We start from the raw sequence: 15,352 nt of genomic DNA, 5'->3' as shown, positions 1-15,352 counted from the left end.
GCCACATCAGGAGGAATTCACCATGCCGATGCCGTGCTATCTCACGCTCGAAGGGGAAACCCAGGGCAACATCGAGGGCTCCTGCGCCATCGCGGGCCACGAGAACAAGATTCTCGTCCAGGGCGTCGAGCACAAGATCGAGATCCCGAAGAACCTGCAGACCGGCCTGCCGACCGGCCCGCGAATTCACGGGCCGATGATGCTGACGAAGGAGATCGACAAGTCGTCGCCGAAGCTGGCGCAGGCGCTCACGTCCGGCGAGCACATGAAGTCGGTCGTGCTCGAGTACTGGCGGATCAATAAGGATGGCAAACAAGAGCATTACTACACGGTCAAGCTCGAGAACGCGATCCTGATGGAAATCCGCTCGTGGACGCCGAACTGCCTCGTGCTCGACAACAAGGAGCTCAGTCACATGGAAGACGTGTCGTTCACCTACGAGAAGATCACGTGGACCTACGTGCTGGACGGCATCGAGGCCGAAGACTCATGGCTCACACCGAAGAAGTGAGCGCGCGCCCGCCGGGCGGGCGTCGCCTGCTCGAACGCATCGCGGACTGGGAGGCGGGCGGCGAGCATGCTCGCCTGCCTCGCACCGACGCGCTCACGCGCTCGATCATCGATCACCTGCGCCGCATCCTGAACACGCGGCAAGGCCACGTGCCGATCGATCCGGCCTTCGGCGTGCCGGACTTCACGAATCTCGCGGGCGGCTTCGCACAAGGGTCCGCCCGCGAGATCGAGGCGCAGATCGAGCGCGTGATCGCGTGCTACGAGCCGCGGCTGAAATCGCCGCGCATCGCGCTCGCCGAGCGCGCGCCCGGCGCGACGACGCTGCACTTCAGTCTCGACGCGCAGCTCGTGATCGACGCGCGCGAAGTGCCGGCGCGCTTTCTGACGACCGTCGGCGGCAACGGAAAGATCGATATCCGAACCATTTGCTGAGCGCGCGCGATTTCACCGCGCGTCCATCATGACCACCACCACGCTGAATCGCTATTACGAGGACGAGCTCGTCCGCCTGCGCGAGCTCGCCGCCGAGTTCGGCCGCGCGTACCCGCTGCTCGCGCCGATGCTCGGCGCGCCGTCGGGCGACCCGGACGTCGAGCGGCTGCTCGAAGGCGTCGCGTTTCTGACGGGGCTCGCGCGGCAAAAGCTCGACGATGGCCTGCCGGAGCTCGTGCAGGCGCTCGCGAACCTGTTGTTTCCGCACTCGCTCTGCCCGGTTCCGGCGGCGACGCTGATCGCGTTCGAGCCGCGCGGCGCGCTGCGCGAGCGCGCGGTGATCGCGGCCGGCACCGAGATCGAATCGACGCCCGTCGACGGCACGGCCTGCCGGTTCCGCACGTGCGGCAGCCTCGATGTCGAGCCGATCGCGCTCGCCGGCTGCCGGTTCGTGCCGCCCGCGGAAGGCGGGCCCGCGCTGCGGCTCGATTTCGAGATGCTCGGCATCGACGCGAGCGAATGGGATGCGGCGCGCATTCGCCTGTTCGTCGCCGGCGAGCGGCTGCACGCGAGCCGGCTGTTCGCGCTCCTGATGCGGCACGTCGCATCGGTCGACATCGCATGCGGCCCGCCGGATCGGCCCGGCCCGCGCTGCGCGCTCGGCAGCCGCGCGCTGCGGCCGGCGGGCTTCGACGACGCGCTGCTGCCTTGCCCCGAGCGCGCGTTCCCCGGCTTCAGGCTGCTGCACGAGTATTTCGCGTTCGCCGAGAAATTCCTGTTCGTCGAGCTGAGCGGACTCGAGCGCTGGCGCGCCTCGCGCTCGGGCGCGCAGTTCAGCGTGTGGCTCGCGCTCGATTGCGCCCCCGACTGGCTGGCGGGCATCGATCGCGACAGCTTCCGGCTGAACGTCGCCCCCGCGCTGAACCTGTTCGCGCACGAGGCGGTGCCGATCCAGCACGAGCATCGCGCGACCGACTACCGGCTGCAACCCGAAGGCGACGCGCACGGCCACTGCCGGATACACTCGGTCGATCGCGTGGTCGGCTATCGTCCCGGCCATCCTGTTGACCGGCATTACGTTCCGTTCGGCGTCGCGGGCGACGCGGGTGCCGCGGGCGACGCCGCGAGCTACCGGCTGATTCGCCGCGCGGCGCTCGACGGACGCGGGCACGACGTCCATCTGGCGCTCGCCTATCCGCCCGGCGAGGCGCTCGCGACGGAAACGCTGTCGATCGGCCTGTCGTGCACGAACGGCGCGCTGCCCGCGCGCCTGAAGATCGGCGACGTGTGCCGTCCGACCGACAGCTCGCCCGAGCGCTTCGCGTTCGCGAACATCGCGCCGGTGAGCCCGCCGCTCGATCCGCCGCTCGGCGAGCCGCTGCTGTGGCGGACCATCGGCCATCTCGCGCTGAATTTCCTGTCACTCGGCAACGTCGACAACCTGAAGCAGATGCTCGCGCTCCACGCGTTCGGCGAGCGCGGCGACGATGCGCGCGCGCAAGCCGACCGCCGCCGCATCGACGGCATCGAATCGGTCGACGTGCGCGCCGAGACGCGGATCGTCGGCGAGCGGATGCTGAGCGGCCAGCACGTCGCGCTGCGCTGCCGCGCGCACGCGTTCGGCGGCGCGGGCGAGCTGTATCTGTTCGGCTGCGTGCTCGAGCGCTTTCTGGCCGAATACGCGGCGCTCAACACGTATACGCGCGTCGAGATCGACGCGTCGCCCGACGGCGGGCGCTTCGCGTGGCCGCCGAGGATGGGGGCGCAATGCCTGCTCTAGAACCCGTGCTGCTCGGCGAGGCGAAGCACTTCGCGTATTTCCAGGCGATCCGGCTGCTGCGGCGCATCGTCCGCGAACGGCGCGACGCGGCCGCGTGCAGGCCCGACGCGCGGATGCCGATCCACACGCGGCCGAATCTCGCGCTGTCGTTTCCGGACACCGACATCGAGCGCATCGACAAGGCGGAGGACGGCGGCTACCGGGTCGTCGCGAACTTCTTCGGGCTGTACGGCGTGTCGTCGCCGCTGCCGACGTTCTATACCGAAGACCTGATCGACGAAGCGTTCAAGGGCCGCCACGCGGCGCGCAGCTTCCTCGACGTGCTGCATCGCGCGCTCTATCCGCTGCTGTTCGATGCCTGGCTCAAGCATCGGCTGTCGCTGCGGATCGTCGAGGAGCGCGACGAGAACGCGCTGCGCCCGCTCTACGCGCTCGCGGGCGTCGATGCGCGCGTCGCGCGCGACGCGGGCCTGCACGCGCACGCGCTGCTGCGCTACGTCGGGCTGCTGAGCCAGCGGCCGCGCTCGGCGTCCGGGCTGCGCGCGCTGCTCGCCGATGCGTTCGCGCCCGCGACGGTCGACATCGAGCCGTGCGTGCCGCAGTGGCTGCCGATTCCCGGCGATCAGCGCACCCGCGTCGGCGCGCGCGCGCATCGGCTCGGCGTCGACGCGCGCGTCGGCACGCACATGCGCGACGACGGCGCCCGGTTGCGGATCGTGCTCGGCGACGTGCCCGGCCCGCTGTTCCGCGCGCTGATGCCGGGCGGCGAAGCGTTCCGCCGGCTCCGGTTCCTCGCGCGCCTCTATCTGACGCAGCCGTTCACTGTCGACGTCGTGGTCCGCGTGCGCGCGCGCGACGCGCTGCCCGCGCGCTGCGGCGGCCGCGCATGGTCGCGCGTCGGGCTCGACGCGTGGCTGGGCGGGCCGGCGCCCCAACGCGCGGCGTCGCCCGAATTCCGTCTTCCGCCCTCCCTCTTTGATCAAGCGAGACCCCATCATGCTGCTGGTTGACCCGAAACCGTTGATCGAACAGCTCAACCCCTATTGCCGGACGGCGCTCGAAAACGCCGTCGGCGCCTGCGTCGCGCGCCGGCACGACGACGTCGCCGTCGAGCACCTGCTCGCGCGGCTGTGCGACGAGCCGTCGGCCGACGTCGCGCTGCTGCTGCGCGCGAGCGGCGCCGACGCGGCGCGCCTGCGCCGGCAGGCCGACGCGGCGCTCGATGCGCGGCCGGCGGGCGGCGGCGCACGCCCCGCCTTCGCGCCGTCGCTGCTCGCGCTGCTGCAGGACGCGTGGCTGATCGCGTCGCTCGAGCTCGGCGAGACGCACATCCGCTCGGCGGCCGTGCTCGCCGCCGCGGTCGCGCGCGCGGCGCGGCAGCCGTCGCCCGGCGGCGGCAACGTGCTGCAGTCGCTGCGCAAGGACGCGCTCGTCGCGCGCTTTGCGAGCGGCGCGTGCGCGCAATCGATCGAATCGAGCCGGCCCGCCGCGCGCGACGCCGCGCCGGGCGATGCGAACGACGCGCACGATGCGCCGAGCGCGATCGCCCGCTATTGCGAGGACTTCACCGCGAAAGCGCGCGCCGGCCGGATCGACCCGGTGTTCGGCCGCGACGCGGAGATCCGCCAGATCGTCGACATCCTCGCGCGGCGGCGCAAGAACAATCCGGTGTGCGTCGGCGAGCCGGGCGTCGGCAAGACGGCCGTCGTCGAGGGGCTCGCGCTGCGGATCGCCGAAGGCGACGTACCGGCGACGCTGCGCCACGCGACGCTGCTCGGCCTCGATCTCGGGCTGCTGCAGGCGGGCGCGAGCGTGAAGGGCGAATTCGAGCAGCGGCTCAAGCGCGTGATCGCCGAGATCCGCGCGTCGCAGACGCCCGTCGTGCTGTTCGTCGACGAGGCGCACACGCTGATCGGCGCGGGCGGCCCGGCGGGCGCGTCCGACGCGGCGAACCTGCTGAAGCCCGCGCTCGCGCGCGGCGAGCTGCGCACGATCGCGGCCACCACGTGGAGCGAATACAAGAAGCACTTCGAGAAGGACGCGGCGCTCGCGCGGCGCTTCCAGCCGGTGAAGCTCGACAGCCCGGACGTCTCGACGTCGGTGATGATCCTGCGCGGCCTGAAGGACCGCTATCAGGACGCGCACGGCGTGACGATCCGCGACGACGCGCTCGTCGCCGCGGCCGAGCTGTCGGCGCGCTACATCACCGGCCGGCAGTTGCCGGACAAGGCGATCGACCTGCTCGACACAGCGTGCGCGCGCGTGAAGGTGCGCCAGCAGACGAAGCCCGCCGCGCTCGAGGACGCGCAGCGCGCGATCCAGGCGTTGGAGCGCGAGCGGCGCGCGCTGCGGCAGGAACTGGCCGAGCGCTGCGCGCCGGACACGCCGCGCGTCGCCGACATCGATCGCGAGCACGCCGCGCTGTCCGCGCGCGCCGACGCGTTGCGCGACGCATGGGCGGCGCAGCGCGACGCGGCGCAGGCGCTCGTCGGCGCGCGCCGCGCGTGCCGGGCGGCCGCGGATGCCGCTGAAGCGGCCGACGCCGTCGATGTTGCCGACGTTGCCGACATCGCCGACATAGCCGATGTCGATGCGAGTGCCGGGGCCGCCGCAGCCGCCTCTCGCGTGCATGCCGAGCCGGCCTCGCACGCCGACGCGCGCGAGCGTGCGGCGCGCGCGCTCGCCGACGCGACCCGCCGTTTCGAGCACGCGCAACGCGACGCGCGGCTCGTGCGAATCGACGTCGATCCGGACGCGATCGCCGACGTCGTGGCCGACTGGACCGGCATCGCGGCCGGCAAGCTGCGCCGCGACCGCGCGAACGTGATGCTGCGGCTCGCCGATACGCTCAGGCGCCGCATCCGCGGCCAGGATCACGCGATCGGGCAGATCGCGCAGGCCGTGAAGACGGGCGCGGCCGGCGTCCGCGATCCGCGCCGGCCGCTCGGCGTGTTTCTGCTCGCGGGGCCGTCGGGAACCGGCAAGACCGAGACCGCGCTCGCCGTCGCCGACGCGCTGTTCGGCGACGAGCGCTCGATCGTCGTCGTCAACATGAGCGAATTCCAGGAACGGCACGACGTGAGCCGGCTGATCGGCTCGCCGCCCGGCTACGTCGGTTACGGCGAAGGCGGGATGCTGACCGAGGCGGTGCGCCAGCGGCCCTATTCGGTCGTGCTGCTCGACGAAGTCGAGAAGGCTCACCCGGACGTGCTGAACCTGTTCTATCAGGTGTTCGACAAGGGCACGCTGTCCGACGGCGAAGGCAAGGAAGTCGACTTCGCGAACACGGTGATCTTCCTCACGTCGAATCTCGGCGCGGATGCCGTCGCCGATCTCGCGGCGCACGGCGCCCGCCCCGATCCGGACGCGATGCGCGCGGCGATCCGGCCCGCGCTGTCGCGCCATTTCAAGCCCGCGCTGCTCGCGCGGATGACCGAGATTCCATATGCGACGCTCGCGCCCGACGCGCTCGCCGACATCGCGCGGCTGAAGCTCGAACGCATCGCGGCGCGCGTCGCCGCGCAGCACGCGACGCGCGTGGTCTACGACGACGCCGTCGTCGCGCACGTCGCCGCGCGCTGCACCGAAGTCGAATCGGGCGCGCGCAACGTCGACTTCATCCTGCAACGGCACGTGTTGCCCGCGCTCGCGCAGCACGTGCTCGTCTGCGCGGCGGACGCGACGCAGGTGGCCGCGATCCGCGTCGCGGTGGACGCCGGCGGCCGCTTCGCCGTGTCGGCCGACGGGCCGGCCGGGGGCGATGCGCGGGGTGCATCCGATGCGCTCGATGCATCTGATGAGCCCAACGCGCCCAACGCGCGCTGACGTCCCCCCGCCGCCCAGGAGTTCCCGATGTTGCCATCCCACCGACACGATGCCGCCGCGCCGCCCGCGAACGCGCGGCGCTTCACGTTCGCGAGCGAAGCGTACGACGACGCCGCGTTCGAGGTCGTCGACCTGACCGGCCGCGACGCGATCTCGCAGCCGTACCGGTTCGAGCTGACGCTCGTGAGCGAGCAGCCGCGAATCGACTTCGCGAGGATGCTGAGCCGCGCGGCCACGCTCACGATCCTGCCGCCATACGGCGACGCCGGCACGACCCGCTATGCCGGCGTGCTCGCCGAATTCGAGCAGTTGAACGGCTTTCGCAACCTCACCGTCTATCGCGCGACGCTCGTGCCGCGCCTCTGGCGGCTGTCGCTGTACAAGGCATCCGACGTCTATCTGAACGAGCAGACGATTCCCGACATCGTGAAGCAGGTGCTGCGCGGCGCGTCGTTCGGCAGCCGCGACTACCGCCTGCGGCACGGCGGCGGCTATCGCAAGCGCAGCTTCGTCTGCCAGTACGACGAGAGCCATCTCGATTTCGTGTCGCGCTGGATGGAAAAGGAAGGTCTCTACTACTACTTCGAGCACGACGGCAAGCGCGAGACGCTCGCGATCGTCGACGACCGCCGCCATCAGCCGGGCCCCGCCGACGATCTCGCGCTGCGCTACCTGCCCGCGGCCGACTTCGACACGGGCATCGAATCGAACCGCGTGCAGGCGTTCGCGTGCCGCGCGACGCCGCTGCCGCGCGAAGTCGTGCTGCGCGATTTCAATCACCGCAAGGCGGAACTGCCGCTCGAAGTGCGCGAGCGCGTGTCGCGCGACGGCATCGGCGAGCGGGTGTCGAGCGACGAGCATTTCCACACGAAGGACGAAGGCCGGCGCTACGCGAAGCTGCGCGCCGAGGCGCTCGTCTGCGAAGGCCGCCGGTTCTCGGGCGAGGCGACCGCGGCCGGCCTGCGCGCCGGCCGCTTCGTCGCGCTCGCGGGCCACTATCGCGCGGATTTCGACGGCCGCTATCTGGTGACGGCGGTCACGCATCGCGGCTCGCAGGCGGGCCTGCTGTTTCCCGATCTCGACACGCCGTTCGGCGCGACGCCGGGCGCGCCCGTCTATCGCGCCGAGTTCGACGCGATTGCCGCCGACGTCCAGTACCGGCCGCCGCGCGCGACGCCGAAGCCGCGCGCGGCGGGCGTCATCAGCGCGATCGTCGACGGCGAGGGCGGCGGCAAGCTCGCCGAGCTCGACGAATACGGGCAGTACAAGGTGCGCTTTCCGTTCGCGCACACCGCGCATCCCGCGAACCAGGGCTCCGCGCGAATCCGGATGGCCACGCCCTATGCGGGCGCCGACCGCGGCATGCACCTTCCGCTGCTGAAGCGCACCGAAGTGAAGATCGCCTTCGACGGCGGCGACCCCGACCGCCCCGTGATCGTCGGCGCGGTGCCCAACTCGTCGCACCGCAGCGTCGTCACGCGCCGCAACCCCGCCGCGCACCGGATTCTGACCGAGCACAACCAGCTCTACATGAAGGACGGCAGCGGCGCGGCGACGTGGCTGCACGCGCCGGACAACCACATCGGCATCGGCGCGGTCGGGCCCGGCGGCGGCCTCGCGCTCCTCACGTCCGGCAACAAGTTCGATTTCTCGCTCGGCAACGCGTACAGCTTCTCGGGCGGGCTCAAGTGCTCGGTGTCGATGGGCGGCAACACCGACGTCTACGTCGGCGTGCGCAACAGCCTCGACGTCAGCGCGAACTTCCTGACCACGCTGCAGGGCAACCTGCGCTGGATGCTGCCCGGCAGCCGGACATTCGAGATCAACGACAGCGCGTCGACGCTGCTGCAGACGCTGCACAAGCAGTCCGCGACGGGCGCGATCCGGCTGTCCGCCGGGCAGGACGCATCCGCGCTGCTGCAAAAGCAGCTCGACAAGCTCAAGGGCACGGTGCGCAAGTTCATGATCGTGTCGGGCCTCGCGAACGCCGGGTCCGCGGCCGCCGCCGCGGGGCTCATCAAGGGCGGCGGCGCGGTTGCCGATCTGCCTTGGGCGGGCTTCGGCATATCCGCCGCGCAGTTCGCCGGCGCGAGCGCCGTCAGCACGGCGCTGATGGCGACGGCGCGCACACTGCTCGCGAACGTCGCGAAGCTGCAGGAGGCGCTGCCGCTCGTCGCCGACCTGTCGCTCGGCAAGCACGGCATCGCCCTCGCCGCGAAGAACCTCACGCACGCGACGCGGATGTCGCTCGCCGTCGACGGGCTCACATGGTCGACGCACGCGAAGGGGCCGGGCGCGGCGGGCGTCGCGATGAGCGCCGGCAAGGGCCGCTGGGGCGTCGAATCGGCGAAGCACGCGCACGTCCACGCGAGCGACACGCTGCTGTTCGCGGTGCCGGCCGATCCGGCCACCAGGCTCGACCTGAAGGACCTGATCGGGCTGCGCCGCGATCTCGATGCCTGCGTGAAGGACATCGCCGATCTCGAAGCCGACATTTCGGAAAACGAAGTGCTGTCGACCCGTCAGAACGCGTTCGGCGTCAGCGCGCTCGTGCCCACGCCGCCGTCGCCCGCCGATGCGGTCGCGGCGGTCGCGATCAAGGCGAAGGAAGCGAAGCTCGCCGGACTGAACGCGAAGCACAGGCTCGTCACGCTGAAGATCGACAACCTCCAGCAAAAGCTCGAGAAACACGTGAATAACCTGAGCGCCGTGCGGATGAGCGCATCCGACGCCCAGCTCGGCTTCAAGGGCAACCGGCTTGTCGCGACGGCCGACGGCGTCACGCTCGCGCATGCGCAGGGCAAGGCGAAGCTCGACGTGCGCGAGGCGAAGATCGGCGTCGTGGCGGGCAAATCGAGCGTCGAGCTCGACGAAGGCAAGATCGCGGCCGGTTGCGGCAGCGCATCGCTCAAGCTCGGCAGCGACGGCGCGATCGACGTGCGCGCGACCAACGTCAAGCTGAACGGCAGCGCGTCGCTGAAATTCGACGGCCAGTTGATCCAGCTCGGCTGACGGGCGCATTCGTTCGGATTCCATCATGAAAATCGTCAAACCCGAGTCGCTCGCGCTGCTGTGCCGGACACTGCGCTTCGAAGGCGTCGACCGGCTGTCGATCGGCGCGCTCGCCTGCTTTCCGCTGCGCGCCGGCGCGCCCGCCGGCCCCGGCGATCTCGCGACGGAGGCCGCGCTCTGGCAAGTCGCGCAGCAGTGGCTCGACGGGCACGCGCCGCTCGACGAGGGCCTGCCGAAGCCGGCGGGCGAATTTCTCGTCTACGGCGACGCGTATGCGCCGCCGGGCCGCGAACGCGGCGCGCGCGCGCCGGTCGCGGTGCGCGCGCGCATCGGCGCGGCGTGCAAGGAGCGGCTCGTCGACGCGCGAGCGTCAGCACCGCTCGCCGAATTTCACGCGCTGCCGCCGTCGGCCCCCGAGCGCGCGCGCGATCTCGGGCCATTCGACGAACGCTGGCTGGCCGCGCGCTGGCCCCACCTGCCCGCCGGCACGCGCGCCGAGCATTTCCACGCCGCGCCGCGCGACCAGCGGATCGCCGGATTCTGGCGCGGCGGCGAGGACATCGAGCTCGTCAACCTGCATGCGGACCGGCCGGTCATCGCCGGCGCGCTGCCGCGCGTTCGGGCGCGCTGCTTCGTCGAGCGCGCGATCGATGGCGCCGCGCGCATCGACGCGTGCCCGATGCGCGCGGAAACCGTCTGGCTGTTCCCCGGCGCGGCGTGCGGCATCGTCCTGTATCGCGCGCTCGCCGCGATCGACGATGAAGACGGCGACGACGTCGTGCGCGTGATCGCCGGCTGGGAAAGCGCCGACGCGCCGCCGTTGCCCGACGGCGCTTACGTCGGCCGGCCGGTGCCTGAAGACGACGGCTCTCGCCCGGCGCTCGCGCCCGCCGCCGCACTCGTGCCTGCGCCTGCGCCTGCAGCGATCGCCGGCGATGAAGCGCGCGCCGCTGCCGGCCGCGCGGCCGATCGAGCGCCGACCGGGCCGGCATCGGCTTCGCACGCGGAACAGCCGGCAGTGCCGGAATCGCCTGCGCCGCTGCCCGCGCCGGAACTGGCCGCGCTCGAACGGGACGCGGCGGCGCTCGCCGCGCAAACCGACGCGCTGCTCGCCGGACTGGGTATCGCCGAAGCGGACATCGCGCGTCTGCTGCCGGCGCGCGAAGCGCCCGCCGACATGAACCTGGACGAGCTCGCCGCGCTCGCGGCGGAACTCGATGCGCAGACCGCGCAATGGCAAGCGCAGTACGACGCGGCGGCGGCCGGCGGGCAACGCGATGTTTCGCCGCCCGCTTCGCCGGCTTCGCCGCCCGCTTCGCCGAATTCGCAGGCGCCGGGCGACGCATCGTCGCTCGCCGACCTGCTTCGGCAAGCCGACACGCAGATCCGCACGCTCGTCGAGCAGCACGGCCTGTCGCGTGCGCAGATGGAGGCGGCCGCGCGGGATCGGCCTGAGCTCGCAGCCCTCGCGGACGCGCTCGATGCGCTCGATGCGCTCGATGCGCTCGACGCACCGCTCGACGTCGACGCGCTGACGGCCGGGCTCGCCGCGCCCGCCAGCGGCGAAGCGATCGTCGAACCGGATACGCCAGCGGAGCCGGACCGGCCACCGCCCGCGAACGGGCTCGCCGACGCCGCCCCCGCCCTCGCGGCGACGCGCCCCGCCGCGCCGCCGGCCGACGACGCGCTGCTCGCGGAACCGCTCACGCGCGAGCAGGTGATCGAGCGCCACGCGCGCGGGCTCGGCTTCGCCGGCCTCGACCTGAGCGGCCTGGATCTGTCGTCGGCCGCGCTCGAACGCGCGGACTTCCGCGATGCGCGCCTTGAACGCACCGGCTTCGCCGGCTGCCGGCTGGCCGGCGCGTCGTTCGAGCGCACGCTGCTGTCGCGCGCCGATTTCTCGAACGCGGACCTGCGCGACGCGACCTTCGTCGATACGTCCGCCCCCGGCGCATCGTTTCGCGGCGCCGCGCTCGATCGCGCGCGCCTTGATCGCGCCGATTTCACCGGCGGCGACTTCACGCGCGCGTCGCTCGCCGACAGCCATTGCGCGCACGCGCAATTCGACGCGAGCGCGATGACCGGGCTCGCGGCCGCGCGGCTCGACGGCGCGCATGCGAGCTTCGCGGGCTGCGCGCTCGACGCCGCCGATTTCACGTCGGCGCGCGTGCCGCGCGCGAACTTCCAGCACGCGACGCTCGCGGATGCGGTGTTCGCATCCGCGCAGTGCGACGGCGCCGAATGGTACGGCGCGCGGGCGTCGCGCGCGCAGCTTCGCTCGGCATCGCTGCGCGGCTCGCGCGCAGACGCATCGACGTCGTTCCGGCACGCCGTCCTGAGCGGCGCGGCGCTCGACGGCGCGAACTGGGACGGCGTCGACCTGCGCGACGCGAATCTGCACGCCGCGACGCTCGACCGCGCGAGCCTCGCGCGCGCGATCGCGAGCGGCGCGCAACTGACGCGCGCGCTCGCGCGGCACGCGGATCTGACGAAGGCCGATCTGACGCACGCGGACGCGCGCTTCTCGAACCTGCTCGGCGCGTCGCTGCGCCGCGCGCGGCTCGACGGCGCGCAACTGCAATCGAGCAACCTGTACGGCGCCGACTGCTACGGCGTCGCGCTCGGCCGATCGCAGCTCGACGGCGCGAACGTCGAGCGAACGCTCTTCACCGTGCCGGGCCGCCCCGAACTCGCCTCCCCCCGCTGATTCACTCGACGCTACCCATGTCCGACACCGTTCACGCGGCGCTCGCCGCCCTCGCCGACACCCGCACGCTATCCGGCATCGATCTTTCGGATGCCGATCTTTCCGGCCGCGATCTGTCCGGCTGCACGTTCGATCGCGTGATCCTGCGCGGCGCGAACCTGTCGGCCGCGCAGCTCGACGCGACGCGCTGGCGGCACTGCGATCTGACGGGCGCGCGCCTCGATGGCGCAACGCTCGGCGAATCGGGCTGGCACGCGGTCGCGCTGCGCGCCGCGAGCCTGCGCGCGACGACGGGCGACGCATTCGTGATGACGGACACCGACCTCGCCGGCGCGACGCTGACCGACGCGCTGTGGGCGCGCGCGACGTTCGAGCGCGGCGATTTCTCCGCCGCGCGGTGCGCGCACGCGAAGCTGCTGCGTTGCGAAACCGTCGATTGCCGCTTCGAGCGCACCGATTTCGCGAGCGCCGAGCTCGAGCGCTTCGCGGCGATGCGCGCCGACCTGTCGACCGCGCGCTTCGACGCCACTCGCCTGACGAATGCGCTCTTCGCCGAAGCGAATCTGCGCGGGCAACGCTTCGACCGCTGCGATCTGACGATGACGCATTTCAGCGGCGCGACGCTCGCCGGCAGCGATTTCAGCAGCGCATCGCTCGTGCAGACGATGTTCTTCGACGCCGATCTCGAACGCGCGACGCTCGTCGGCGCGCGCGGTCGCCACACGCGTTTCGCGGGCGCGACGCTCGTCGGCGCGAATCTCGCCGAGGCCGCGTTCGACGAATCCGATTTCGCGCGCGCGCGCCTGTCGTCAGCGAACGCGCGCGGATTGCGCGCGCGGATGTCGCTGTTCGCGCGCGCCGATTGCGCAGGCGCGACGCTCGCGGGCGGCTGCTTCGCCTACTGCGATTTCTCGCACGCGACGCTGTCGCGCGCCGACTGCGCCGGCGCCGATTTCTCGCACGCGAACCTGCACGGCGTGGACGACCGCGCCGCGCGCTGGGACGGCGCGCGCAAGACGGGCGCGCGCGCGACCGATCCCGCGCTCGCGCGGGCCGAACGATGGACCGCACCTGAACGATGACACACGACTCTCGCGCTTCGATGACGCCCCTGCCTGCTTCCTCCGCCTCCCCTGGCGCGGCCGCGCCGCTGCCGCCCGTCGACGCGCCGCGCGCATCCGGGGCCGATGCGTCGTTGCGCGCGTCTTGCGTGACGGGCCGCGCCGGCGACTGGCTATCGCTCGACGATCCCGTCGGCCGCGCGCGGCGCGCCGACGGCTGCCTGCTCGCGCCCGACGTCGGTGATCGCGTGCTGATCTGGGCGCCGGCCCGCGCCCGCGCGCACGGCGACGACGATGCGTGCGGCGCGCCGCCCGCGTATGTGCTCGCCGTGCTCGCGCGCGCCGGCGCGCCGCACGCCGCGCTCGCGCTGCCGGGCGGCGTCGTGCTCGAGGCCGGCGCCGACGGGCTGCGCATCGACGCGCCGCGCATCGCGCTCGCGGCGCGCGACCGGATCGACGCGTGCGCGCCGCGCGTCGACGTAAGCGCGCATCGCGCACGCGTGCGCGCCGCGCATCTCGACGCGCACGCGCAGTCGATCGTCGGCCGCGCGCACGACGTACGCCTCGTCGCGCGCCGCTTCACGTCGACGATCGGACGCGCGCTCCACACGCTCGGCGACTGCTTTCGCCGCGTGTGCGGCGTGGACGACTTGCGCGCCGCGCGCGCGCGCTGGCGGATCGACGAGCGCGCGCACCTGCACGCGCGCGACGTCACGCTACTTGCGGACCGCCACGTCGGCATCGACGGCGAGCGCATCGATCTCGGCTGACTGCTTCCTTCAATTCGGAGTTCCAACATGTTTGTCGTCACCACCGCGTCCGGCCTGTGCATGAGCCCCGCCGACGTCTGCAAGACCCCGACGCCGGGCGGCCCCGTGCCCGTCCCGTATCCGAACACCGGCCTGCCGATGATGGCCGCGTCGATCACGACGAAAGTGCTCGTCTGCGGGATGCCAGCGCTCACGAAAAAATCGACGATTCCGATGACGAACGGCGATCAGCCGGGCACCGCCGGCGGCGCGATGTCCGGAAAGATCATGGGCAAGGTCGAATTCACGGCCGGCAGCGCGAAAGTGAAGCTCGAAGGCAGCCCGGCCGTGCGGCTGACGACGCCGACGAAGCACAACGACGGCAATGCGACGGGCGCCGTGCTGCAGCCCAGCCAGCAAAAAGTGATGGTGATGAGCTGAGGCGCGGGCATGAACGAACGACACATTTCGATGCCGTCGGCGGCACATGCGCGCCGGCCGGTTCGGCCGCCGCGGCCACGCCCCGCATGCGCCGCCGCGCTCGTTGCGCTCGCCGCGCTCACCGGCTGCGCGACGGGCGTCACCGAAGAGCAGGCGCGCGCCGACGTGCGATGGGACTACGCGCCCGATGCGCTGCGCATCGACATCGACGCATCGCCGCGGCTGAACGAATACCTGAACGCGCCGCACACGCTGCTGCTCGCAGTATTCCAAAGCGCGGACGCGCAGACGTTCCGCGAGCTCGCCGACGATCCGGACCGGCTACGCGCGACGCTCGCGGCAGGCAGGCCCGCGGCGGACTTCATCCAGACGACGCGCTACGTCGTCGCGCCGGGCGCGCGCGTCGCGCTGTCGATCGATCGCGCGCAGCGGGCGCGCTACGTCGGCATCGTCGCCGGCTACTACGACGCCGACGGCCCCCGCGCGGCGCGCCTCTTCGACGTGCCGCTGCACATCGACAAGCGCGGCTGGTTCTCGTCCACCTATCGCGCCGCGCCGCGAACGCTCGGGCTGCGGCTCAGGCTCGGCGCGCAGAGCATCACCGACGCGCGCGAAGCGCAGTTGAACCTGCCGCCGCCCGGCGCGCGCGCGTGGACGACGCTCGACAGCGGCGCGAAAACGCTGACGCTGCCGAGCGCTGACGCAAACGCAAACGCAAACGCGAACGCAAACGCAAACGCGAACGCGAACGGCGGCGGCAACCGCGACAGCAACGAAAACGGCGAGGCCGCCGCCCGCGCGCCGCGCAAGCGATGACACGCGACGCATCACG

The 15,352-nt window shown here is 72.1% G+C and carries 11 protein-coding genes; all 11 read left to right on the top strand.

The window, feature by feature from the left end:
* Window positions 1-22 precede the first annotated feature (22 nt).
* From WS92_RS07015 to tssJ, 11 genes are read left to right on the top strand one after another with little or no spacing between them, the layout of a single operon-like run.
* The gene (locus WS92_RS07015) at window positions 23-511 is read left to right on the top strand and encodes an Hcp family type VI secretion system effector (protein WP_009915381.1); all 489 of its coding nucleotides are present in this window, start codon (window positions 23-25) and stop codon (window positions 509-511) included.
* On the top strand, window positions 490-945 hold the full coding sequence (tssE, locus tag WS92_RS07010) for a type VI secretion system baseplate subunit TssE (RefSeq protein WP_059930426.1): 456 nt from the start codon (window positions 490-492) through the stop codon (window positions 943-945). The genes WS92_RS07015 and tssE overlap by 22 nt, the downstream gene beginning before the upstream one ends.
* Window positions 946-973: 28 nt before the next feature.
* Entirely contained in the window at window positions 974-2,725 is a 1,752-nt protein-coding gene (tssF, locus tag WS92_RS07005) for a type VI secretion system baseplate subunit TssF (RefSeq protein WP_059930424.1), read from the top strand.
* Window positions 2,713-3,735, top strand: a complete 1,023-nt coding sequence (gene tssG / locus WS92_RS07000) for a type VI secretion system baseplate subunit TssG (protein WP_059930422.1) — start codon at window positions 2,713-2,715, stop codon at window positions 3,733-3,735. Before tssF ends, tssG begins: the two co-directional genes overlap by 13 nt.
* On the top strand, window positions 3,722-6,550 hold the full coding sequence (gene tssH / locus WS92_RS06995; protein WP_059930421.1) for a type VI secretion system ATPase TssH: 2,829 nt from the start codon (window positions 3,722-3,724) through the stop codon (window positions 6,548-6,550). Before tssG ends, tssH begins: the two co-directional genes overlap by 14 nt.
* Window positions 6,551-6,577: 27 nt before the next feature.
* Window positions 6,578-9,562, top strand: coding sequence for a type VI secretion system Vgr family protein (tssI, locus tag WS92_RS06990; RefSeq protein WP_059930418.1), 2,985 nt, complete (start codon window positions 6,578-6,580; stop codon window positions 9,560-9,562).
* Window positions 9,563-9,587: 25 nt separating this feature from the next.
* Window positions 9,588-12,269 (top strand): type VI secretion system accessory protein TagAB-5, encoded by a 2,682-nt coding sequence (locus tag WS92_RS06985; RefSeq protein ID WP_059930416.1) that lies wholly within the window; start codon window positions 9,588-9,590, stop codon window positions 12,267-12,269.
* A 17-nt stretch (window positions 12,270-12,286) separates the two neighbouring features.
* Window positions 12,287-13,351 carry a type VI secretion system accessory protein TagB-5 gene (gene tagB-5, locus WS92_RS06980; RefSeq protein WP_059930414.1) on the top strand — a complete coding sequence of 355 codons (1,065 nt, stop codon included), beginning with the start codon at window positions 12,287-12,289 and terminating at the stop codon, window positions 13,349-13,351.
* A complete protein-coding gene (locus WS92_RS06975) occupies window positions 13,348-14,100 on the top strand; it encodes a DUF3540 domain-containing protein (RefSeq protein WP_061083818.1) in 753 nt (250 codons plus the stop codon). Before tagB-5 ends, WS92_RS06975 begins: the two co-directional genes overlap by 4 nt.
* A 27-nt stretch (window positions 14,101-14,127) precedes the next feature.
* Window positions 14,128-14,520: a DUF4150 domain-containing protein gene (locus tag WS92_RS06970; protein ID WP_006028877.1), complete on the top strand. Its 393-nt coding sequence runs from the start codon at window positions 14,128-14,130 to the stop codon at window positions 14,518-14,520.
* Window positions 14,521-14,529: 9 nt separating this feature from the next.
* Window positions 14,530-15,336, top strand: a complete 807-nt coding sequence (tssJ, locus tag WS92_RS06965; protein ID WP_059930410.1) for a type VI secretion system lipoprotein TssJ — start codon at window positions 14,530-14,532, stop codon at window positions 15,334-15,336.
* The last annotated feature ends 16 nt before the right edge of the window (window positions 15,337-15,352 follow it).

This window comes from Burkholderia sp. MSMB1588, from assembly GCF_001546925.1.
GTDB classification, from domain to species: domain Bacteria; phylum Pseudomonadota; class Gammaproteobacteria; order Burkholderiales; family Burkholderiaceae; genus Burkholderia; species Burkholderia humptydooensis.
The sequence above is the reverse complement of the archived record's forward strand: the minus strand, read 5'-3'. Positions and strand labels throughout refer to the sequence as shown.

Coding starts and splice junctions, on each gene's coding strand:
- tssF (WP_059930424.1), top strand. CDS start 974: ATGACCACCACCACGCTGAATCGCTATTACGAGGACGAGCTCGTCCGC.
- tssJ (WP_059930410.1), top strand. CDS start 14,530: ATGAACGAACGACACATTTCGATGCCGTCGGCGGCACATGCGCGCCGG.
- WS92_RS07015 (WP_009915381.1), top strand. CDS start 23: ATGCCGATGCCGTGCTATCTCACGCTCGAAGGGGAAACCCAGGGCAAC.
- tssH (WP_059930421.1), top strand. CDS start 3,722: ATGCTGCTGGTTGACCCGAAACCGTTGATCGAACAGCTCAACCCCTAT.
- WS92_RS06985 (WP_059930416.1), top strand. CDS start 9,588: ATGAAAATCGTCAAACCCGAGTCGCTCGCGCTGCTGTGCCGGACACTG.
- tssG (WP_059930422.1), top strand. CDS start 2,713: ATGCCTGCTCTAGAACCCGTGCTGCTCGGCGAGGCGAAGCACTTCGCG.
- tssI (WP_059930418.1), top strand. CDS start 6,578: ATGTTGCCATCCCACCGACACGATGCCGCCGCGCCGCCCGCGAACGCG.
- tagB-5 (WP_059930414.1), top strand. CDS start 12,287: ATGTCCGACACCGTTCACGCGGCGCTCGCCGCCCTCGCCGACACCCGC.
- WS92_RS06970 (WP_006028877.1), top strand. CDS start 14,128: ATGTTTGTCGTCACCACCGCGTCCGGCCTGTGCATGAGCCCCGCCGAC.
- tssE (WP_059930426.1), top strand. CDS start 490: ATGGCTCACACCGAAGAAGTGAGCGCGCGCCCGCCGGGCGGGCGTCGC.
- WS92_RS06975 (WP_061083818.1), top strand. CDS start 13,348: ATGACACACGACTCTCGCGCTTCGATGACGCCCCTGCCTGCTTCCTCC.